This window comes from Oceanospirillum sanctuarii (assembly GCF_002150805.1).
In the GTDB taxonomy this organism is placed as follows: Bacteria; Pseudomonadota; Gammaproteobacteria; order Pseudomonadales; family Halomonadaceae; genus Oceanospirillum; species Oceanospirillum sanctuarii.
On sequence record NZ_MTBA01000001.1, the window covers coordinates 405615 to 427159 of the forward strand.

Consider the following 21545-nt stretch of genomic DNA (forward strand, 5'->3'; position numbering starts at 1 on the left):
GTCCAGCGTAAAAGGGTCGTTATCAGGTCTCATAGACGGCCGTATCAGGCAGCTGTCTCCTGAATAGGAGCGTTATCACTGTTTGATACGCCTGACATGCCTGATACGTCAGATTCTGCTGTAATGGGCTGCTGTTTCAGTGCCGCTTCCAATCCGCCAAAAAGTAGGTTCTGACGGAAGTTACTGATATCCCGGTTTTGCTGCATCAGCTCAAACAGGGTGTTGCCCTCGCGAATATCACCGTAGAGGAGAACACCTGTAATGCGGTTGTCTCTGATGATCAGGCGGCGATAGTTCTGTTTCGCCGGATCATTCCAGCACAGCACTTCAGCAGAGTTGTTTTCGTTTTCATCTTTGATTGCCACTTCACCGGCGGAAAAGAGATCGATGCCGGAGATTTTCAGACGGGTTGCACTGCGGGTGCCCTCATAACCGATAAGAGATTGCATCGGCTGTGTGAAGCGCAGGGCGAGATTTTGTCCCAGAATTTCAGCCTGTTCCCAAACCGGAGCCACCAGCCCGTAACATTCGCCTCTGTGCTGACAGCATTCCCCCAGAGCGTAGATGTCGCTATCGGTGGTCTGCATCTGGTCGTTCACCAGAATGCCCCTGTCGTAGGCAAGCCCAGAGGTTTTTGCCAGATTGATCTCGGGAGTGATACCTGCTGCGGTAATCAGCAGATCGCAATGGATCAGGCTGTCATCGTCCAGCTCCAGCTGGTGTACACGGCCATCAAGGGAGATAACATCGCGAATCTGAGTTTTCAGCCTGAAGTGAATACCCCGGCCTTCCAATTCCTGTTGCAGATAGCCTGCGGACACCTCGTCAAGCTGACGGTTAAGAATCCAGCCGCTGCGATGCAGAAGCGTGGTGTGCATGCCTTTTTTCGCCAGACCTGCTGCGGCTTCAAGTCCCAGAAGGCCGCCGCCAACAATCACGGCGTGGCGAAAATCACGGGCACTGTGTTGCATCTGATGCACATCATCCAGCGTACGAAAACCCATCACACCATCGATGCCGTCGGTTTGCAGAGGCAGGCTGGCAGGCTTGGAACCGGTAGCCAGAATCAGCTGATCATATTCAAAATGGATTCCGGAGAAGCAGATGACATTTTTCTGTTTGCGGTCGATGGTGATCACAGGATCAGACAGGTGAAGGTGGATGCCCTGATCCCGATACCAGCTCAGCGGGTTGAGCACGATATCGTTGAACGCGGTTTCATCAGCCAGAAGTGGTGAAAGCATGATGCGGTTATAGTTCGGGTGCGCTTCCTCACCGATCACTGTGATGTCGTAATAACGATCACCCTGATGAGCTATCAGAGCTTCGATCGCTTTGATTCCGGCCATACCGTTACCGACAACAACAAGTTTCTGTTTCATCTGCATCACCTTTGGCTCACCCCGCTGCCCTGTAACTCTGGCAGGGATGTTTTTTTCAGGCATAAAAAAAGGCGTTCATCAAAAACGGTTTCAGGAACCGATAGATGAACGCCATTGCTCAATAAATCAATTTTGGTGCTGTCCCTCGGTGCGTTGCTGTTAAAGCTTAAACGCAGGGGGCAGCTGTCTTTTGCTTATGTTTTCTATATAGCAGGTGATGTGCCAAAAGAAAAAATTCTATATAAAACAGATGGTTGCTGTTTTTAGGTGGGTTTTGACAGTTAATTGAGTGCGCTTAAAGTGTGCTAATGCCTTGTTTTGCTGAGCCTTTGTGGTGCATTTGAAAGGCAGGTTGGTCTTAATATCTGGGAGTAAAACCTGAGAGCAAAAAAAAGCGGCTCCGGGCCTGAGCCGGGAGCCGTGAGGAAAAGTACTGGCGAGATGTTAAAACGAGCAGTACTTGCGAGTTATCAGACGGACAGATCTGATAGAGGCCTTACCAAAAACTTACGCCGCTTCTTACCCAAAGTTACGCTCTTCTTACCCAAAACCTACGCTACTTCCACTGATTTCTTACCGGTTTCGTTTGGGCTGCTTTTTGCGACAGTTTTTGAGCTGTCAGCTTTCTTTTTTGGGCTCATCGGCTCAACTTTACGCTGCTTCTCGTAGAGGAAACTCAGCACCTGACTGCGGTAGTGGTTGTACTGAGGATCATCCGCCAGTGCCAGACGGTCACGGGGACGCTCCAGATCCACATGCAGGATTTCACCCACGGTTGCCGCCGGGCCATTGGTCATCATTACAATGCGGTCAGAGAGGAGTACCGCTTCGTCAACATCGTGGGTAATCATGATCACGGTGTTGTTCAGATCCTTCTGGATCTCCATCAGAGAGTCCTGCAGGTGGGCGCGGGTCAGGGCATCCAGAGCACCGAACGGCTCATCCATCAGCAGAACCGTAGGTTCCATCGCCAGTGCACGGGCGATGCCCACACGCTGTTTCATACCACCTGAGATCTCATCCGGACGTTTGTGCATCGCGTGGGTCATGTGCACCAGCTCAAGGTTGTGCTCAATCCACTCTTTCATCTCTGCTTTGCTTTTCTGGCCTTTAAACACCTGCTTAACGGCCAGCTCAACATTCTGATAGGAGGTGAGCCACGGCAGCAGCGAGTGGTTCTGGAACACCACGGCGCGTTCCGGGCCGGGCTCATTCACTTCGCGGCCATTGAGCAGCACACCGCCTTCGGTGGCCTGATGCAGACCGGCGACAATATTCAGTACGGTGGACTTACCGCAACCGGAGTGACCGATCAGGGAAACAAACTCGCCCTGTTCGATCTTCAGGTTGACGTTCTGCAGTGCGCGGAAGCTGCCTTTCGGGGTTGGAAACTCGATACCTACGCCGGTCAGCTCAAGATGTGTGCGGTTCATAGTCGTATTCTCCGTGAAGTCTTTAATCTGTCGGTTTCGGTCAATTAGCGCAGTACTGCAGTTTTATCCCAGGATGCCCAGCGCTGAATCAGCAGCATGGTGCGGTCCAGCAGGTAGCCGATCAGACCGATCACGATCACAGCAACCATGATGCGACCCAGAGAGCTGGAGCTGCCATTCTGGAACTCATCCCAAACGAATTTCCCTAAGCCCGGGTTCTGAGCCAGCATCTCTGCAGCGATCAGTACCATCCAGGCGATACCCAGCGACAGACGCAGGCCGGTAAACACCATAGGAATGGAAGAGGGCAGTACGATTTTGATCACATGGGTCAGCCAGTTAAGACGCAGGACATGGCTGACGTTTTTAAGATCCTGTGGAATCGCTGCCACACCTACTGCAGTGTTGATCAGGGTTGGCCAGAGGCTGCACAGGGTTACGGTAATCATGGAGGTCAGGAAAGATTTGGATACCAGAGGATCATCGCTGACATACACCGCACTCACCACCATGGTCACCAGTGGCAACCAGGCCAGTGGGGATACCGGCTTAAACAGCTGGATCAGCGGGTTGGCAGCGGTGTACAGCGGGCTGCTGAGGCCGATCACAATGCCCAGAGGCACAGCAATCAGGGTGGCGACACTAAAACCCGCCAGTACGGTAATGAGGCTGGTACCGATCTGATCAAAGAAGGTTGGTTTACCGGTGTAATCGCGGATCTTAGGTACATAGGTCGGATCTTTCGCTACGCGGTCAGCGTTACGCTTCTCCTGACGCTCATAGAAAGCGGTTTCTTTTGCGCGGGATTCCTGGTGTTCAACAACCAGTCCTTCCAGCTGGCTCCAGACCTGAGCCGGTCCCGGGAACTGGCCCAGAGAAGTGACGACTCTTGGGGCGGCCATAGACCAGATCATCAGGAAGACCAGCATACCGATCAGAGGTAGGGAGAGATTCTTTGCGGTCTGGCTGAAGATCTCAGCCAGTGAGCGATCCTGTGTAAATTTGCTCAACCATCCGGCTGATTTGGTTTGACTGATTGATGGATTCATCTTGCTTTCCTCCTGTTCCGGAGCGGCGGGTTTGCCGCTCCGGGGCAGTGCTCAGATTGCACTGCAGGTTTCAACGCAGGTTGCAGTGCTGGTTTATGCGCTTGGTTGTTAACTTATTTTTCTGTTCTGGCGGTTAAAGACAGGAGGCTTAGAGCTTGTCCTGGCTTTTTAGGCCGATGGCGAACTTGTCCAGATACGCGTTTGGCTGGCGACCGTCATAAACGATGTTGTCGATAAAGTGTTTCTGAGGGGCGCGGAAGCCGCTCTCTTTGCTCAGATCCGGGAAGTCACTTGCGCTCATCTGGCCTTCATCAATCAGAGCGGTTACTGCCTGCTTGTAGATGTCAGGGCGATAAACTTTCTTCGCGATATCCATGTACCAGCTATCAGGCTTGGCATCGGAGATCTGACCCCAGCGACGCATCTGAGTCAGATACCAGATCGCATCGGAGTAGTACGGGTAGGTGGCGTTGTAACGGAAGAAGACGTTGAAATCCGGAACCTCACGCTTGTCGCCTTTTTCGTATTCAAAGGTGCCTGTCATGGAGTTGGCGATGACGTCGTAATCCGCACCCACATAAGAAGGTTTAGACAGAATCTTCACCGCTTCAGGACGGTTGGCGTTGTTGTTTGCATCCAGCCAGTGAGCCGCGCGAATCATGGCTTTAACCACGCGAATGTGGGTGTTCGGGTTCTCTTCAGCCCAGCTACGGGATACGCCGAATACTTTCTCAGGGTTGTTTTTCCAGATCTCGTAGTCGGTAACCACAGGCACACCGATACCCTTGAATACTGCCTGCTGGTTCCATGGCTCACCTACGCAGTAACCGTAGATGGTGCCGGCTTCCAGAGTGGCTGGCATTTGCGGTGGTGGCGTAACGGAGAGCAGCGCATCTGCACTTAGCTGACCTGAAGTGTCGCCTTTGTGTGGCGCGTAGTAGCCCGGGTGAATACCACCGGCAGCCAGCCAATAACGCAGTTCATAGTTGTGAGTGGATACCGGGAACACCATACCCATGTTGAAGGGTTTGCCTTCGCCACGGTATTTCTCGATCACAGGTTTCAGGGCATCGGCCTTGATCGGGTGAACCGGCTTACCGTTTTCGTGGGGGATGTTTTTCTTCATCTCAGCCCAGACATCGTTGGAAACGGTGATGCCGTTACCGTTCAGATCCATGCTGAACGCGGTGATGATGTCGGCCTTGGTGCCGTAACCGATGGTTGCGCCCAGTGGCTGACCCGCCAGCATGTGTGCGCCATCCAGCTGCCCATCGATCACGCGATCCAACAGCACTTTCCAGTTAGCCTGAGCTTCCAGAGTGACGTACAGGCCTTCGTCTTCGAAGTAGCCTTTTTCATAGGCGACTGCCAGAGGAGCCATATCGGTCAGTTTGATAAAACCAAACTTAAGCTCTTCTTTCTCCGGATAACCCAGAGAGGCAGCGTGGCTGGCGCTGAAGCTTAAAAAAGTGCCAAAGGTAGCGGCGGTAGCCAGTGCCAGAGTTTTCTTCATAAAGCTGCGACGGCTGCCGGATGCAACGGAAGTTCGTTTAGCGGCTGATAAAGGCTGATTCTTTCGGGTCATCATCTGTTTCTCCAATCGCTGAAAATAAAAAAGGCGCTTGTACACTCCGTCCTGTGGAAGGGGGGAGGTACAAGCGCCTTTGCTTGTCTCAATCGCATGCAGAGTTGCGGTGCGCTCTGCCTGAGTAACTTTGATCTGGATAAAGCATTGGCTGTGCCAGATTCTGAAAAAGTCTTTTTGATTAGTGAGTTAGCGGATTTTGGGGTGGTTTTTGCTGGGGTTTGTCTGTTGTGAGCTTGTGCAGCAATGGTGCGTCTTGGTGCTTGGATGGCTGTCTGTGGTGCACAAAAAACAGTGACAAAGGGTAGAGCAAAGCTTCAGAAAGCTGCTTTGACTGGGTTTAAGAGGTGTTTGAGGCTTTGGTCTGCTTTTTGCTCTTTTAAGGTGTTGCTTAGAAAGTACTTTTTACCCGAATTTTTATCTCCACTGCATTTATACAACCGGGCTTTCTACAGCGTCATTTAGTTATCACTTTACTGCTATTACTGAATGTAAGGGCTACCTATGAAGCAGCTATCTGTAAAACAGCCAGCCACGAAACGGGACACTCTGGCCATCGATTATTTTCTCGCAGCCCATCAGAGCGAGCACAAACAACTGACGCAGCTTAGCGAGAGCTGCCATCTGGTGACTGTGGTAACGGAGCTGATCCATGAGCTGCAGAAGGAACGTGGCCTCAGCAATATCTATCTGGTGTCAGAAGGCAAGCGTTTTGCTGATGAGCGCGTGAACCAATTACAGGAGGTAGCAATAGCAGAGAAAGCATTTCGTGGATTGCTGAACAGTTTTTCCTGCGGTCTTCACCATAAGGCATCCTTTTATAGCCGGGTCGCTTTTGCTCTGAACGGTTTGGATCAGTTAGCACCGGTTCGGCCCCAGATAAGTAAATATCAAATTTCAGCACTTGAAGCGACCGGGCACTTCAGCCAGGTGATTTCCCGCTTACTTCAGGTGGTTTTTGAAGTTGCCGATCGCTCAACCTGCCCGGAAACTGCACGGGCTTTGGTGGCACTGTTTAATCTGTTGCAGGGTAAGGAGTATGCCGGTCAGGAGCGTGCTTTTGGTGCAATCGGTTTTGCCGCAGGCGAGTTTGATCTGGAAACCCTTGAACAGCTTGACCTGCTGTTTGATGCCCAGGGCAACTGCTTTGATCTTTTCCTGAGCCACAGTGAAGCGGCTCATGTCGGCAAGTGGCGCGAAATTGAGGCTTTGGACTGCAGTCATGAGCTGTTAAAGCTGCGACAGGTTTACCGTAAAGCGGGCACCAGCCCTATTCCTGATGCGATGACAGAGGTCTGGTTTGATGTTGCAACCAACCGTATCAATGCGATGCAGGAGCTGGAGCATCTGTTGTTGGCAGATCTGATTCTGTTGATCCAGCAGCAACTGGATAAAGCCCGTGATGAGATGGCGGCGAATCACGACAATCTTGAAGCGCTTATTCTGCAGAAAGCAGAAGATGATACCGACGGCAGTCTGGCATCGGGTAAGGAAACTTTATCACCGGATGATCCGAAAGCGATGGGAGGGCTTTTTGAGCTGATTCAGCAACAGGCCAGTCGTTTGCAGCAACTGAATACCGAGCTGAATGAGGTCAGGCAGTCGCTGGAGGATCGTAAAGTGATTGAGCGAGCCAAAGGCCTGCTGATGAAAAAACACGGCGTATCTGAAGATAAGGCTTATCAGAGCTTGCGCAGGGTGGCCATGAATAAGAACACCAGTCTGATTCATGTGGCGCGACAAACCGTGACCACGCTCTCGATTTAGATTATTCCTGCACCTGAATGGGGGAGTTGAGGTCAGTTGTTGCACTGCAATGGTGAGTTTTTACACATAATATTGGCCTTTACCGACCAGAAAGTAGGTGTGGAATTTCTAATCTGCTGAAAATAAAGTGTTTTCTGGTTTTTGGCATGATTCAGGCTTACCAGCTTGTCATAAAAGCGACAATTTAGCCGAGCGAAAGTGGCTCTTTGGGGTTACAGCTACCGAATACTCTATGGGCAAAGGCGTCCATTTCTGTTTCTACACGAAGCAGAAATGGACGCCTTTTTTCGTTTCGGCTTCTGCCTTTTTCGTATTGGCTTATTAAAGCAGGTTGATCCGTGCTCAAAAGTCTTAAGTGTCATTAAAAAGACGGATCAGTCTGGAAATATAACGATTTATTCGGTTCCGGTATCTCTGCGTGCCCCGAGGCTACCGGAACCCTTTTTAAATTTTTCCAATGGACTATCAATGAGGTCATGACCATGAGCTATGTTCCTCTGAAGTATCACAACCCCTATAGTCTGGATCTGAAAGCGGATACCGATGGCTTAAATGGCTATTTTGACCAGACCAATCAAAGGCCCTTGCCTCGTTGTCACCCTAATGAACCGCCAATCTGCCGACCTGATTATCAGGTAGGTAAACAGGAGGCTCTGGAAGTATCCATGGGGGAGTATTCAACGGCAGGTTTGAAGGCGCTGAACCGGGACTTTTACGGTGCTTATCTGCCAAAGGAGCCGGAGTTAACCAATAAAGGAATCGCTCTGGCATTAGCCGATGGCATCAATACCAGTCAGGTCAGTCATATTGCCAGCGAGATTGCGGTAAAGAGTTTTCTGGATGATTACTTCGCCACCAACAATGATCTGACGGTTAAGCAGGCAGCACTTCAGGTGCTGCGGTCGATCAATCTCTGGTTAAACTCACAAAGCCGCTGTTTTGATCTTCGTTTTGATCTGACCAGCAGTTATCTGTGTGGCTTTAGCGCCATGATTCTGAAAGATCGGTACGCACATCTCTTCCATGTAGGAGACAGCCGTATCTATCTGCTGCGGGAGGGTAAGTTACGCCAACTGACACATGATCATCTGCTTGAGGCCGCTGCGGATGAGCACAAACTGAGTCGGGCGCTGGGCTTCAGCAATTTTCCGGATCTTGATGTGCATAGCCTTGAGATACTGCCGGGTGATCTGTTTATGCTGATCTCAGATGGTGTGCATCCCTATATCGATGAAGAGGTGGTGAATCGTTATGTCACCCTGTTGCCGGATGATCTGCCAACAGTGGCCACTGCTCTGGTACAGCACGCGTTAAATCGTGGCAGCGAGGATAATATGACGGTTCAGCTAATTCGTGTTGACCGGATGAAAAACAGGGTCTAGTCTTTCTATACATGATTTAAAAATATTTCTTTCATAAAAGCGTCACATTAAAGATAAGGCAATTACTTATCCGTACGCTTTATGAAACCTACCGAATCGACATGCCCCACATGTCAGGTGACCCCTCTTCAACAAGGATGTGAAGGGGTTTTTAAGCTCTGCATTTTGTCTCCGGCATTGCTCCTGTTTATGAATACTCCTGTTTATTAACGCCCCTATTTATAGTTACCACTCTATGAGAATGTTCCTGTCTATAAGCGGGCTTCTATACAGATTGCCTTTGCAAGAATTTCACTTCCGGTATCCCTGTCTGAAGATCTGTTTCGATCCGGTCATTTGTTATTTTCTCCTCTGCGGATAAACAGAAATCAATTTTGCGCCATGTTGGGGCTTTTTATGTTGCAGGGCACCATTAAGGGTTGGTTTTGGAATGGACTTTGGACGTGTGGAGCGCCAGTAGATAATGGTTTTGTTCTTAACTGTCTGAAATTATAGAGATTTTTAAGTTCTTGGCACGGCCTTCGCAATTCAGCTTTCAGAATTTCAAGAATAGAGCACTTCACACAGTGCTCAACACAATTTGCTTCTTTCGTGGATAACGGCGTCCATCTCGGTTCAGATTCTTCTGAGCCGGATGGGCGTTTTTTTATGTCTGCTGTTTGGTAAAGCGCAGACGCCGTTATCAACAAAAGGCCTGAAATCTGAAAGTCAGCAGTAGCTGAATTTATAATGGAACAGGAGAAGCTAAATGGCTTATCTAGCACCTTCAGAGTTTGTAACCAAAATGGTCGATGCCGGTGAGGCTAAGATCTACATGTCGACCCGGGATACCGTGATTCGTGCCTATATGGCCGGTGCGATTCTGGCGTTGGCAGCTGTATTCGCGGTGACGGTGGCTGTCCAGACCGGCATGTTCATTCTTGGCGCTATCCTGTTTCCGGTGGGCTTTTGCATGCTCTACCTGATGGGGTTCGATCTTTTAACAGGCGTCTTTATGCTGACCCCTCTGGCGCTGCTGGATAAACGTCCCGGTGTCACGCCAAAGCAGATTCTGCGTAACTGGGGACTGGTGTTCCTGGGTAATTTTGCTGGCGCTCTGACAGTTGCCTTCATGATGTCGTTCATCTTCACCTACGGCTATAACACCGATGGCGGAGCGATTGCAGAGAAGGTGGCTAAGATCGGTGAATCCCGAACTCTGGGTTATGCAGCCTATGGTTTTGATGGATGGTTGACCATCTTTATCCGCGGCATGCTGTGTAACTGGATGGTGTCTATGGGAGTTGTCGGTGCCATGGTTTCAACCACCGTTGGCGGTAAGGTGATCGCTATGTGGATGCCTATCATGCTGTTCTTCTTCATGGGCTTTGAGCACTCGGTCGTTAACATGTTCCTGTTCCCGTTTGGTCTGATTATGGGGGGGGATTTCTCTGTGATGGATTACTTCATCTGGAACGAAATCCCAACGGCTCTGGGGAATCTGGTTGGTGGCCTGGCCTTTACCGGTCTGACGCTCTACACAACCCATGTGCGTACTGCTAAGAAACGCACAATCGCTTAAACCTTCGCTTCGCCCTGGCTGGCGAAGCATCTTTCTGACTCGGGTAGCGCTGTGCAGGGGCTATTCGGGTCATCCCAAATTCATACCCATACGTTCAGGAGTTCTGGTATGAGCCATAACACCCCAGACGACAACACACCGCCTTTTAAGTCATTTACCTCTGAGCATGGGGAGCAACAGAGCGTGATGGGTATGGATTCGGAGCAAGGCCTGTCTTTAAATCAAGATTCGCTTTCAAATCCGGAGCTGTCTCCAATGCAGAAAAATAGTACTGCCGTTCTGCCCGGGATTAAGCCGAAGGTGCCAGAAGCGGAGGCTGCTCCGTCTAGCGAAAGCAAAAAAACACTGAAAGTCAGTGTTGGTCAGTACTCAACGGCAGGTGCAAAAGAGGTTAATCAGGACTTTCACGGTATCTATATTCCAAAAGAGCCTGAATTAAGCCGGAAGGGGATCGCTATCGCTTTAGCGGATGGCATCAGCAGTAGTCAGGTCAGTCAGGTGGCCAGTGAGACCGCCGTAAAAAGCTTCCTTGATGACTATTATTCAACGTCTGATGCCTGGTCGGTGCGCAAGTCAGCTCAACAGGTATTAAAGGCGGTGAATGCCTGGTTGCATTCTCAAACCCAGCGCAGTGATCTCCGCTTTGAGATGGATAAGGGTTTTGTTTGTACCTTTAGTGCTCTGGTTATCAAATCCAACACCGCACACCTCTTTCATGTGGGAGATAGTCGCATCTACCGTATGCAGGATAACCAGCTGGAGCAACTGACTCAGGATCATCGGTTGGTGATCTCACCGGAAGTCAGTTATCTGAGCCGTGCATTAGGTTTCGACAGCCAGTTGGATCTGGATATTCGTCATCATAAGGTGGTAGTGGGTGATCTTTATATTCTGGCTACGGATGGGGTTTATGATTATCTTGATGAAGCGACACTGAAACATTACCTGCGACTCTTTCCTCATGATCTCGACACCGTAGCTTCTGCACTGGTTCAGCATGCCCTGAATCGAGGCAGTGATGACAATCTGACGATTCAGTTGGTGCAGATTGATGAGCTGCCGGATGCAAAGCCCAACGAAATTTTTCACGATGCGGATTATCTGCCACCTGCCCCTGTGCTTGAGCCACCCTGCGTTTTTGATGGGCTTGAGGTCATTCGGCAGTTGCACGCCAACAGTCGAAGCCATGTCTATCTGGCCCGTTTTCCCGGAGAAGATACTCTGATGGCGCTTAAGGTTCCTTCTGATGATCAGCGGGAACAGCCGGGATATCTGGAACAGTTTCTGTTGGAGGAGTGGGTCGCCCGGCGCATCAGTAGTCCCCATGTCCTTAAGCCGATTCTCAGGGAGCATAAGCGACATTATCTCTATACCTTGACGGAATATATCGAAGGGGAGAATTTGATGCAGTGGCGACATGACCACCCTGAACCATCTCTGGATCAGGTCCGTAATATCATCACGCAGGTTGCCCGTGGCCTTCAGAGCTTTCACCGGCTGGAGATGTTGCATCAGGATATTCGCCCGGAAAATATTCTGATCGACCGGCAGGGAACGGTACGGATTATCGATTTTGGTTCAACCTATGTGTCCGGTCTTGCTGAGTCTGCCGGTGACCCGCAAAGCTATCTGGCGGGAACCGCCCTTTATGCCGCACCTGAGTATTTTCTGGGAGAGGCGGGCAGTGCTCGATCCGACCAGTTCTCGCTAGCGGTGCTGACCTACTACCTGGTTTCTGGTGATTACCCCTATGGTGCTGAAGTGCCCCGGGCGAAAAGCCGGAGTGCCCAGTATCGGCTGATCTATCAGTCGGTTACTCGTCCGGACAGTCAGGTTCCGGCTTGGGTTGACGAACCGCTGAAAAAAGCCCTGCAGCCTGATCCCTACAAGCGCTTTGATGAACTATCAGAGTTTGTTTTTGCTCTTGGTCAGCCCTCGAAAAAGTTTCTCAACCGCACCAAACCGCCCTTGCTAGAACGTAATCCTGTTGCTTTCTGGCAGTCGGTATCCGGTGTGCTCTTGATCCTTGTGCTTTATCTGCTGAGTCAAACAGGAGTGAATCTATGATTAAAAGCCGTGAAGAAGTTACTGCGTTGATTCTGACGCAAAAAGCGATGTTGGGCCTTCAATGGAAAGAAGTTGCCCGTGAAGTCGGGCTATCGAAGGAGTGGGTCACTGCAGCCTGCCTGGGGCAGATGGCAATGAGCAAAACTCAGGCAGAAACGGTGGGCGGGTTGTTTAAACTGTCGGATGAAGCGGTGGCCTGGCTGCAGATTACTCCATATAAGGGCTCTCTGCCGACGGCAGTGCCAACAGATCCATTGATCTATCGCTGGTATGAGCTGATCAATGTCTACGGCACTACCCTGAAAGAGCTGATCCACGAAGAGTTTGGTGACGGCATAATGAGCGCTATCGATTTCTCGATGGATATTCAGCGCGAGTCTAACCCGAACGGTGACCGTGTGAATGTGGTGATGTCGGGCAAATTCCTGCCCTATAAAACCTACTGATCATAAAGCGGCAGCCATGATCAAAGGCTGTCTGGAACAGTTGAGTTCAGGTGCTCCCTCTTCAACAGGGATGTGAAGGGGTTTTTAACCCGATTGGACTGTTGTCCTTATACCCCCGCAATACCTTCTGCTATCAGCTTTACCCCGGTGACAAACAGCAAGCCGTAACAGGCCATATAGAACCAGAAGTCATTGATGCGTTTGTGCAGATACATACCGAAGTAAACGCCCACAGGAGCAAAGATCAGTAGCGCCAGTGAGGTCATCAGATTGGTGCTGTCCAGCAGTCCCAGCCAGGCATAGGGAATCAGTTTGGTGAAGTTGACCACCGCAAAGAAGATCACCGTGGTTCCTACAAACAGAGTTTTATCCAGCTTCTGTGGCAGCATATAGATATTCATCGGTGGGCCACCGGCGTGAACACTAAAGCTGGTAAAGCCTGCCAAAGCCCCCCAGAACGAGCCTTTAATCGCATCGGCCTGAGTGACTTTTTCCGGCTTACGGTGCAACTTTTGCCAGGCGTAGTTCAGGGTGAAAAGGGTCGCGATCAGGCCGATCATCAGCTTGATGTGCTGTTCGGTCAGATGGCTGAAACTGAGCGCTCCAAGCACGATCCCCAAGATGGCTGCAGGCAGCAGAATCTTCAGATTGGTTTTATCGTACTTACCGCGAAATCCCCACAGGCCGATCAGATCCATCGCACACAGAATGGGCAGCATAATTGCTGCCGCCTGAAAGGGTGGAATCGCCAGCGAAATAATCGGCACCGCTACCATGCCAAGGCCACCACCCATACCACCCTTCGAGATACCCACGATCAGCACCGCAGGAATAGCTACCAGATAAAACAGCGGATCATCGATCATAAAGCGTCCTTGATGGCGAATGGGGAAACGAATTGACGATCAGTTTAGAGCGCTAAACCGGGGCAAGGTAGGCGGGACAAACTATATAAGCTATAAGTCAGGCTTATGAATGGAGGAATAGAGGTGCTAAGTAGGAGCGGTTTTAGCTCCGGTTGCAGTAGCTTTTTAGCTGGTCAATAAAACACTGGGTGATCGGTTGGATCGCTTTGCCGTAGCGGGTAACCAGCATCAGTGACAGGGTAATATCCAGATTGTTAACCTCGGCGAAGGCCAGTCCCGGTTGCTGTTCAGCGACGTAACGAGGGGCAAAGCAAACCCCTGATCCCCTGCGAGCCAGATTGAGCATGGCATCAACGGTTTCCACTTCCATAGCAACATTTAATGGCTGATCTGCAAAGGCGGCATCAACGGCCCGGCGCAGGGCATAACCCTTGGGGAAGAGCAGTGTTGGTGTGTTTGGCGGCAGTTCACCATTCTGTTGCAGATGATCAGCTGCGGGGTGACTCTCAGCAAAGATCGCCACCAGTTTTTCATCGTGGATCAGCTCGCCATCCAATTCTGGGGGCAAGACCATGGTGCTGTGAACCAGTCCGAAATCCACAGTACGGTTATAGGTAAGCTGAATCACTTCCTGACTGCTGCGGGCATGGAGCTGAAAGCGAACATCCGGGTGTTCACTGGCATGCTGGCTAATCAGTGGTGTCAGCAGATAGGAGAGCGCAGTATGGGGGCCAGCGATGGCGATGGTGCCTTCAATAACACCTTCCTGAAATTGCAGTTCCCGGATCGCCTGATCCACATCACTGAACAGAGGGTAAACCTTGCCCCAGAGCTGACGGCCTGCGGCGGTCAGCTGTATGCCCCGGCCGATACGGGTGAAGAGCGCGATGCCCATCTCCTGTTCCAACTTACGGATCTGCTGGCTGAGTGCGGGTTGAGAGAGTCCAAGCCGATCTGCCGCACCGGTAAAACTGCCTTCCTCGGCGCAAACCAGAAAATAGCGTAACTGCAGATCGGACATTGAGGCTCCTTGAATGTACTTATTTATCCAATGTACTTCTTTATCCGAAGAATGCTTATTCCTCAGGGGCATCCCAGCTGATTTCAGACCATTCGAGATGTTCTTCCGTTGTCAGGAAACTCCAGGCAAGAATCCGGCTGATCTTGTTGCCCTGCGCCATCTCCAGCACTTTCGACTGAGCCACCCCGGCATCTGCCAGCAGTTGCTGAAGTACTGGCAGGTGTTCCTTGCGGGATACCAGACTGGTAAACCAAAGGCACTGACCGGCAAAATCTTTACTCTCTTCGATCATGGTTTGCAGGAAGCCGACTTCACCGCCTTCACACCAGAGTTCCGGCTGTTGTCCGCCAAAATTCAGTGGAGCTTTACCGATTTCGTTCAGTACCGCATCGTCCTTAGCCAGATTGTCCACTTTGCGCTGACTGGCTGCCTGAGCTTCTTCCGCAGAACCGTGGAACGGCGGGTTGCACAGAGTCAGATCAAACACCTCTTTCTTACCGATCACGCCATGGAAGATATGCTGGGTGTCTTTCTGTTTACGGCAACGCACGCGACCGGACAGGTTGCGGTTCATCTTCACCAGCTGTTTTGCCGTGTTGTAAGCCACATCACTGGAATCCGAAGCAACAAACGACCAACCATAAGCCTGACTGCCGATAATCGGGTAGATGCAGTTCGCACCCGTGCCGATATCCAGAGCTGTGATCTTTTTGCCTTTTGGCGGCTGTTTACGCTGACCGGATTGCATTAAAAGGTCGGCCAGATTGTGAATGTAATCAGCACGACCCGGAACCGCAGGGCAGAGGTAACCCTGTGGAATATCCCAGAACTGAATGCCGTAGAACTGATACAGCAGACCGGTATTGAGCATCTTCACCGCTTCTGCATCACTGAAATCGATAGAGGTGTCGCCACGGGGCGTGGTGATCAGCTTATCTTTCAGGGCAGGCACCAGCTGGCACAGGCGGTTGAAATCGTACTTGTCGCTTTTACCTTCGCTACCGCGATGAGGGTTGCGTGGGTGCAGGCCGGTAACTTTGGACTGCTGCTTTTTGATCGCTTTCTCTTTGGCTGCTTTCGCCTGCTGCCAGGGGTTAACTTTTTTAGACGGGGCGGAGCTTTTGGATGCAGGCATGACAGATTCCGTAAACGATAAAAGAAAATAAAACTGTGCTGATCAATACAGCATAAACGCTGGTGTAAAAAAGGCTGCGCATTCTACCTTAAATTGCACGCCCGCCCCAGAAAAGCCTGTACTTACCGTTAGCTTATTGGGACTTCCTATCAAGCTGAAATCAGCCCAAATGCCTTAGAGAGACAGCCGTGGTATCCACTACGCGCTTCATCACAAAGCTGGAATGAACGCCGGTTACACCGGGAATCTGAGTGATGGTGTTCAGCAGAAATTCCTGAAAATATTCCATATCCGGCACCACGACTTTTACCGTGTAATCCGCACTCTGGCCGGTAACCAGATAGCACTCGACGACTTCGGGGCAACGGCTGACCACTTTATCAAAGGCTTCAAAACGATCTGGAGTGTGGCGATCCAGTGCGATCTGAATGTAGGCGGTCAGTTTCAGATCCAGCTTGGAGCGGTTCAATCGCGCCACATAGCGATCAATAAAACCTGCTTCTTCTAACTGTTTCACCCGACGGGAGCAGGGGGACGGGGACAGACCTACCTTTTCCGCCAGATCCTGATTGCTGATACGGCTGTCTTCCTGCAGGGCTTCGAGAATGCGGCGGTCGGTACGGTCGAGCTTGATCATGGGGTGTTCCTTTAAATGTTCCCTGAGGGGGAAATGTCGGTAGTTAAGCGCTTTCTGCTTCTAAATTGCAGGATTCACTGAAATCTTGATGCTCAGTTTAGCCTGAAAGTTGCCTGAAAATATAAAATTGCTCAAAAGTAGAAATGTTTGGAATAATATTGCGAAATCTAAAGTTTTTGGCGCGTTTTCGCAATCCTGATGCAGAACAATTTTTATATACTAGTTTCCGTTGGCAGCACTGGGCCTCGTTCTGTTATTGTTAAGCGATTATTGCTAGGCGTATCAGGAACTTACCTCATAAGGGACCTCACCACGTGCAATACAGCGCTTCACAAGAGCCAGCTGATTAAGGGCAGCGTATTGCACCTGCCAACGCTTTTTAACCCGAAAGCGTCAAAGTGATTACAAAACAACCCGTGATAACTGAATTAAGAACGGCTGGAATCCGCCCATACTGCAAGGCGTGATAACCAGACAAACATATGTAAGGAGCTCACCGTGAGCCGTTTTGACCATAAGAAATATCGTCCTTTTCCAACCATCAACTTACCTGACCGCCAGTGGCCGAATCAGGTTCTCGACAAAGCACCGACCTGGTGTAGCGTTGACCTGCGTGATGGTAATCAGGCGCTCATCGACCCGATGACCGTTGAGCAGAAAAAGCGACTGTTTCAGCTACTGGTTAAACTGGGCTTCAAAGAGATTGAAGTGGGCTTCCCGGCTGCATCTCAGCCAGATTTCGATTTTGTACGTGCCCTGATCGAAGAGAACATGATTCCGGATGACGTTACGGTTCAGGTTCTGACTCAGGCTCGTGAAGCACTGATCGACCGTACAATTGAAGCGCTGAAAGGTGCTAAGAAAGCGATCGTGCACGTTTATAACTCCACCTCTACCGTACAGCGCGAGCAGGTTTTCTGCTTAGAGCGTGATCAGATCATCGACATCGCTGTAAACGGCGTGCGTATGGTGAAAGAGCGTGTTGAGAAGCACACCGATACCGAATGGCGTTTGGAGTACTCTCCGGAAAGCTTCACCGGTACCGAGCTGGATTTTGCCGTAGAGATTTGTGATGCCGTGGTTGCAGAGTGGGGCGCTGATCCTGAGCGTAAGATCATTCTGAACCTGCCGGCGACCGTTGAGATGTCAACGCCAAACGTATTTGCCGATCAGATTGAATGGTTCTGCCGCAATATCAAACATCGTGAGTGTCTGGAAATCAGTATGCACACCCACAACGACCGTGGTTGTGCAGTAGCAGCCGCTGAGCTGGGTGTTATGGCCGGTGCTGACCGTGTTGAAGGTACACTGATGGGTAATGGTGAGCGTACCGGTAACATGGACGTGATCACCATGGCGATGAACCTGTACAGTCAGGGTGTTGATCCTGAGCTGGATCTGGCTGATGTGACCGAAATCATTCAGGTTTATGAGTCCTGCACCAATCTGGAAGTACACCCGCGTCATCCGTACATCGGTGAGCTGGTTTACACCGCATTCTCCGGTAGCCACCAGGATGCGATCAAGAAGTGTCTGAGCAAGTACGATGCCTCTCAGCCATGGGAAGTTGCGTATCTGCCGATCGATCCGAAAGATCTGGGTCGCAGCTATGAAGCGGTTATCCGTATTAACAGTCAGTCCGGTAAAGGCGGTGTGGCTTACATTCTGGAAGCTGAGCTGGGTCTGAAACTGCCACGTTGGTTGCAGATTGAGTTTGCCGGTAAGGTGCAGAAACACACTGAAGCGGAAGCCCGAGAGCTGAAGCAGGCAGAAATTCTGGAGCTGTTCCAGCAGCATTATCTGAACACTGAAAACCAGTTCGAGCTGGTAACCTACAAGCTGGAGCGTAGCGATAAAGACTTCCTGAACGCGGCAATCCGTTGTGGTGATCAGACCATCGACCTGACCGGTGATGGTAACGGTGCGATCCATGCGCTGACTGAAGCTCTGTCTGGTTATATTGGTCAGCCGGTTCAGATCGCTGAATACTCCGAGCATGCACTGTCTGCCGGTAGCGATGCGAAAGCCGTGACCTACGTTCAGGTGAAGATTGGTGATTCCGTTAATGCGGGCGTTGCCATCAGTGAAGATACCGTAGCCGCTAACCTGAATGCAGTACTGGCAGCAGCCAGCGCTCTGATTCTGGAGAAAGGTCTGGTAGCCGCTTAACCAGCAGCGCCAACCGCTACTAAAAAGCCCCTTGCAGCATTTGCTGCAAGGGGCTTTTTTTGTGTCTTGGATTAGCTTTGATTCGATAGCAGGATATTAAATTATCAGATTTTACGCCTGATCACCCATCGGCTGTTTCACATTCTTTGCCGAGGTGTGATTCATCTTATGGTAGCGGCGCAGTACAGAACTCATCACCACAAAGCAAAGCAGGGAATAACCGATCTGTTCCAGTGTGATGGTCACTGCCGCCAGAAGCAGCAGAGCGATATCAAACCACATCAAAGATTTTCCGGTATGAATATGGAATTTATCTTCCAGCCAGAGGGCAAGAATATTGATGCCGCCCAGTGAGCTGCCTTCACGAAAGACTACCAACAAACCAACACCGACCAGACCACCGGCGGCAAAGGCTGCAATCACCTTGGGCAGGGTTTCCAGCTGAATGTGCAGAATCATCAGATCCGTCAGCACCGAAACCAATATCATCGCCAGCAGGGTTCTCAGGGCAAAAGCCAGAGGTTTGGTTTTCAGTGCCAGAGCAAAGAAGGGCAGGTTGATAATAAAAAACAGCAGGCCAAAGCTGAGTTCCGGTACCCATCGCATCAGCAGCAGTGATAAACCAGCGGTGCCACTGACCATTAAACCGGCAGCTTTCAGAAACCAGATACCGAGTGCTACCAGAAAGCAGCCCTCAAAAAGACTGTAATAGCGTTTGAATACAGACAGGGGGTCTGTACGACGAATAGGACGCATCAATGCAGAGAACATACAACCTCACTTAGCAGGGATTGCCCGCCTCGTAAAAAACCCCACCACCGGGATCGCCGGGGTGGGTAATAAGGAGCAACGATAGTCACGTTGTAAGCAGTTAAATGCAAGTCCTGTGCCTGATTTTTTAGATGTTTTTACTGACTATTTGGTTTTGTATGGTCTATTTTGGTGTTTGGTGAGCTTTTATGAGTCATTTTGTGCGTCTTTTTGGTGCGTTTTTGAATTCGTCCGGGTCAATACGTCACCTGTAGAAAATGCGGATAAAACACGTTTTCGATAACAGAATGAAACGCTGCAGTTAAATACCTCTGCTGAAAAGCAGTTAAGCCTTCTGCTAAGGTTAAGAAAAGCCGCGTTGAGGGCGGTGGTTAATTGAGTGATCTGAAGGATCAGATATCGAGTCCGTGAATGGCCGGTTCCGGATAAGAGGGGGAGCAAACACTATGAAGCACTGGTTCCGACAAGCGTCTGGTTTGTTGATCTTCTGTTCAGCTATTGCTGGGGCTGCGCCGGTTCTGACGGATAGCAGTCGGGAGGCGGGCTATCAGGTTGAGATGATTCAGGATGGTTTCCGCCTGCCCTGGGCTTTTGAGTTTGTTGATCAGGATACTCTGATCTTTTCTGAGCGGGACGGTCGTATCGGGGTCTATTCCCGGGCTGAAGATAAAACCCGATATCTGCCGGGGCTGCCGGATATCTATTTCGAAGGGCAGGGTGGTTTACTGGATCTGAAACCCAGTCCTGAGTTTGAGAAAGAACCCTGGATCTATGTCACTTACAGCGCGTTACCGGAGAAATCCCGTCGTCAGAATAACAGCAATCCGGTAACGGTTCTCGGGCGTTTTCTGCTCACCGGTGAAGGCTTTAATCAGTACCGGATTGAGCAGTGGCAGGTACTGCTGGAGACTGACTCCGCCACCTCGACTAACTATCACTTCGGTAGCCGGATCGCCTTTGATCCGGGACGCTATGTCTTTTTTTCTATCGGTGATCGCGGTGAGCGTCCCAACGGCCAGAATCGTAAAACCCATGCCGGCAGCATTCTTCGGGTGACTTTTACCGGCAAACCTTCCCGAAATAATCCCTTCTATGGTCAATCTTCGTCACGTCCCGAGATCTGGAGTTACGGCCATCGTAATCCGCAGGGGCTGGCTTATGATTCATTCAGGGAGCGTCTCTGGGCGATTGAGCATGGCCCGCGGGGTGGTGATGAATTGAATATCATTGAACCGGGCAATAACTATGGCTGGCCGGAAGTCTCGCAGGGTAAGGAATACTGGGGGCCGATTTCGGTTGGCGTCGAGCATAAAGCCGGTATGGTCGATCCGGTCAGGGTTTATATACCTTCGATCGCACCATCCAGCCTGATGGTGTACAGCGGTGAAGCTTTCCCTGAATGGCAGGGTGATCTCTTTGCCGGAGCTCTGGTGAAACAGCACCTGAACCATATCCACCTGAGTGAAGAGGGCGCTATTATCGGTGAAACCCGAATGCTGACCTCTCTCAATGAGCGCATTCGGGATGTGACCCAAAGTCCGGAAGGTTGGATCTACTTCGCAACGGACAGCGGAAAGCTCTATCAGATCTCGCCGCTGTCGGAGTAGCTGTTTCTGAGACGAAACTGATCAGATCAGGGTCAGAATTTCGTCCAAAGGGCGGCGGGCTTTCTGTGCCCAGTTGCCTTCAGCAGCTTTGCCGATGGTGATCAGCATCACCGGCAAATCCTCTTCATTGAGCGGGAAGTGGCGCTTTAGCTGCTCCCCGTCAAATCCACCCATAGCACCTGTTGCCAGCCCCAGTTCTTCAGCGGCAAGCATTAAACTCATTGCAGCCAAGGAAGCGGAGCGTATTGCTTCATCCCGTTGCAGCTGAGCATTACCTTCATGGCTCTGACTCGCAGCCTTAACCCAGCTATCCGCAATGGATTGCGGAATAATGCCAGCACTGACCGATTCGCCAAGACGTTGTTCCAGCGCTTTATGGGCGGCCAGTTGTCCGCAGACGATAAAGGTTGCTGATGCCGCTTCTACCTGCGGCTGGCCGTAAGCGGCTTCTCTTAACAGGCTTTTCGCCTCTGGAGCGGTGACAGCGATAAAGCGCCAGTTCTGCAGGTTATAGGCTGATGGAGAATGTGCTGCCAGATGAACCAGCTGTGCCAGTGTTTCCGGTTCAATCACATAGTCCGGCTGATATTTGCTGGTGGAGCTGCGCTGTAAAATTGCATCCTGTACTGAAGTCATCGTAGTTACCTCTTTATTCTGAATTGATGTT

General features: G+C 50.7%; 17 protein-coding genes. 7 read left to right on the forward strand and 10 right to left on the reverse strand.

From position 1 onward, the window contains the following. Positions 1 to 44: 44 nt before the first annotated feature. The 4 genes from BV405_RS01790 to BV405_RS01805 form a co-directional block, all read right to left on the reverse strand. Entirely contained in the window at positions 45 to 1382 is a 1338-nt protein-coding gene (locus tag BV405_RS01790; protein WP_176330007.1) for an NAD(P)/FAD-dependent oxidoreductase, read from the reverse strand. A gap of 551 nt (positions 1383 to 1933) precedes the next feature. Continuing rightward, positions 1934 to 2815 (reverse strand): ABC transporter ATP-binding protein, encoded by an 882-nt coding sequence (locus BV405_RS01795; protein ID WP_086479135.1) that lies wholly within the window; start codon positions 2813 to 2815, stop codon positions 1934 to 1936. A gap of 44 nt (positions 2816 to 2859) precedes the next feature. Then, positions 2860 to 3864 carry an ABC transporter permease gene (locus BV405_RS01800; protein WP_086479136.1) on the reverse strand — a complete coding sequence of 335 codons (1005 nt, stop codon included), beginning with the start codon at positions 3862 to 3864 and terminating at the stop codon, positions 2860 to 2862. Between the two features lie 148 nt (positions 3865 to 4012). Continuing rightward, on the reverse strand, positions 4013 to 5377 hold the full coding sequence (locus BV405_RS01805; RefSeq protein ID WP_086479489.1) for a CmpA/NrtA family ABC transporter substrate-binding protein: 1365 nt from the start codon (positions 5375 to 5377) through the stop codon (positions 4013 to 4015). A gap of 576 nt (positions 5378 to 5953) precedes the next feature. Here BV405_RS01805 and BV405_RS01810 point away from each other — a divergent pair. From BV405_RS01810 to cynS, 5 genes are all read left to right on the forward strand, one after another. Further along, on the forward strand, positions 5954 to 7216 hold the full coding sequence (locus tag BV405_RS01810; protein WP_086479137.1) for a nitrate regulatory protein: 1263 nt from the start codon (positions 5954 to 5956) through the stop codon (positions 7214 to 7216). A gap of 482 nt (positions 7217 to 7698) precedes the next feature. Continuing rightward, positions 7699 to 8598, forward strand: coding sequence for a PP2C family protein-serine/threonine phosphatase (locus BV405_RS01815; protein ID WP_176330008.1), 900 nt, complete (start codon positions 7699 to 7701; stop codon positions 8596 to 8598). 748 nt (positions 8599 to 9346) lie between these two features. Then, positions 9347 to 10159, forward strand: coding sequence for a formate/nitrite transporter family protein (locus tag BV405_RS01820; RefSeq protein ID WP_086479139.1), 813 nt, complete (start codon positions 9347 to 9349; stop codon positions 10157 to 10159). Between the two features lie 108 nt (positions 10160 to 10267). Further along, positions 10268 to 12226 carry a bifunctional protein-serine/threonine kinase/phosphatase gene (locus tag BV405_RS01825; protein WP_245832198.1) on the forward strand — a complete coding sequence of 653 codons (1959 nt, stop codon included), beginning with the start codon at positions 10268 to 10270 and terminating at the stop codon, positions 12224 to 12226. Next, complete coding sequence (gene cynS, locus BV405_RS01830; protein ID WP_086479140.1) at positions 12223 to 12672, forward strand: cyanase; 450 nt, start codon at positions 12223 to 12225, stop codon at positions 12670 to 12672. The genes BV405_RS01825 and cynS overlap by 4 nt, the downstream gene beginning before the upstream one ends. A gap of 107 nt (positions 12673 to 12779) precedes the next feature. On the opposite strand, the gene BV405_RS01835 is transcribed toward cynS, so the two are convergent. From BV405_RS01835 to BV405_RS01850, 4 genes are all read right to left on the reverse strand, one after another. Beyond that, complete coding sequence (locus tag BV405_RS01835) at positions 12780 to 13538, reverse strand: sulfite exporter TauE/SafE family protein (protein ID WP_086479141.1); 759 nt, start codon at positions 13536 to 13538, stop codon at positions 12780 to 12782. 142 nt (positions 13539 to 13680) lie between these two features. Then, positions 13681 to 14559: a LysR family transcriptional regulator gene (locus BV405_RS01840; RefSeq protein WP_176330009.1), complete on the reverse strand. Its 879-nt coding sequence runs from the start codon at positions 14557 to 14559 to the stop codon at positions 13681 to 13683. A gap of 55 nt (positions 14560 to 14614) precedes the next feature. Beyond that, positions 14615 to 15694: a 23S rRNA (adenine(1618)-N(6))-methyltransferase RlmF gene (gene rlmF / locus BV405_RS01845; protein WP_086479143.1), complete on the reverse strand. Its 1080-nt coding sequence runs from the start codon at positions 15692 to 15694 to the stop codon at positions 14615 to 14617. A 160-nt stretch (positions 15695 to 15854) separates the two neighbouring features. After that, positions 15855 to 16331 carry an Lrp/AsnC family transcriptional regulator gene (locus tag BV405_RS01850; protein ID WP_086479144.1) on the reverse strand — a complete coding sequence of 159 codons (477 nt, stop codon included), beginning with the start codon at positions 16329 to 16331 and terminating at the stop codon, positions 15855 to 15857. A 498-nt stretch (positions 16332 to 16829) separates the two neighbouring features. Between BV405_RS01850 and leuA the strand changes: the two genes are divergently transcribed. Then, positions 16830 to 18500 (forward strand): 2-isopropylmalate synthase, encoded by a 1671-nt coding sequence (gene leuA / locus BV405_RS01855; RefSeq protein WP_086479145.1) that lies wholly within the window; start codon positions 16830 to 16832, stop codon positions 18498 to 18500. Between the two features lie 111 nt (positions 18501 to 18611). On the opposite strand, the gene BV405_RS01860 is transcribed toward leuA, so the two are convergent. Then, on the reverse strand, positions 18612 to 19271 hold the full coding sequence (locus tag BV405_RS01860; protein WP_086479146.1) for a DUF6198 family protein: 660 nt from the start codon (positions 19269 to 19271) through the stop codon (positions 18612 to 18614). Positions 19272 to 19717: 446 nt separating this feature from the next. On the opposite strand from BV405_RS01860, the gene BV405_RS01865 reads away from it, so the two are divergent. Further along, positions 19718 to 20878, forward strand: a complete 1161-nt coding sequence (locus tag BV405_RS01865; protein WP_086479147.1) for a PQQ-dependent sugar dehydrogenase — start codon at positions 19718 to 19720, stop codon at positions 20876 to 20878. A gap of 21 nt (positions 20879 to 20899) precedes the next feature. Here BV405_RS01865 and BV405_RS01870 read toward each other — a convergent pair whose 3' ends face one another. Next, positions 20900 to 21514 (reverse strand): nitroreductase family protein, encoded by a 615-nt coding sequence (locus BV405_RS01870; protein ID WP_217895548.1) that lies wholly within the window; start codon positions 21512 to 21514, stop codon positions 20900 to 20902. Positions 21515 to 21545: the final 31 nt, after the last annotated feature.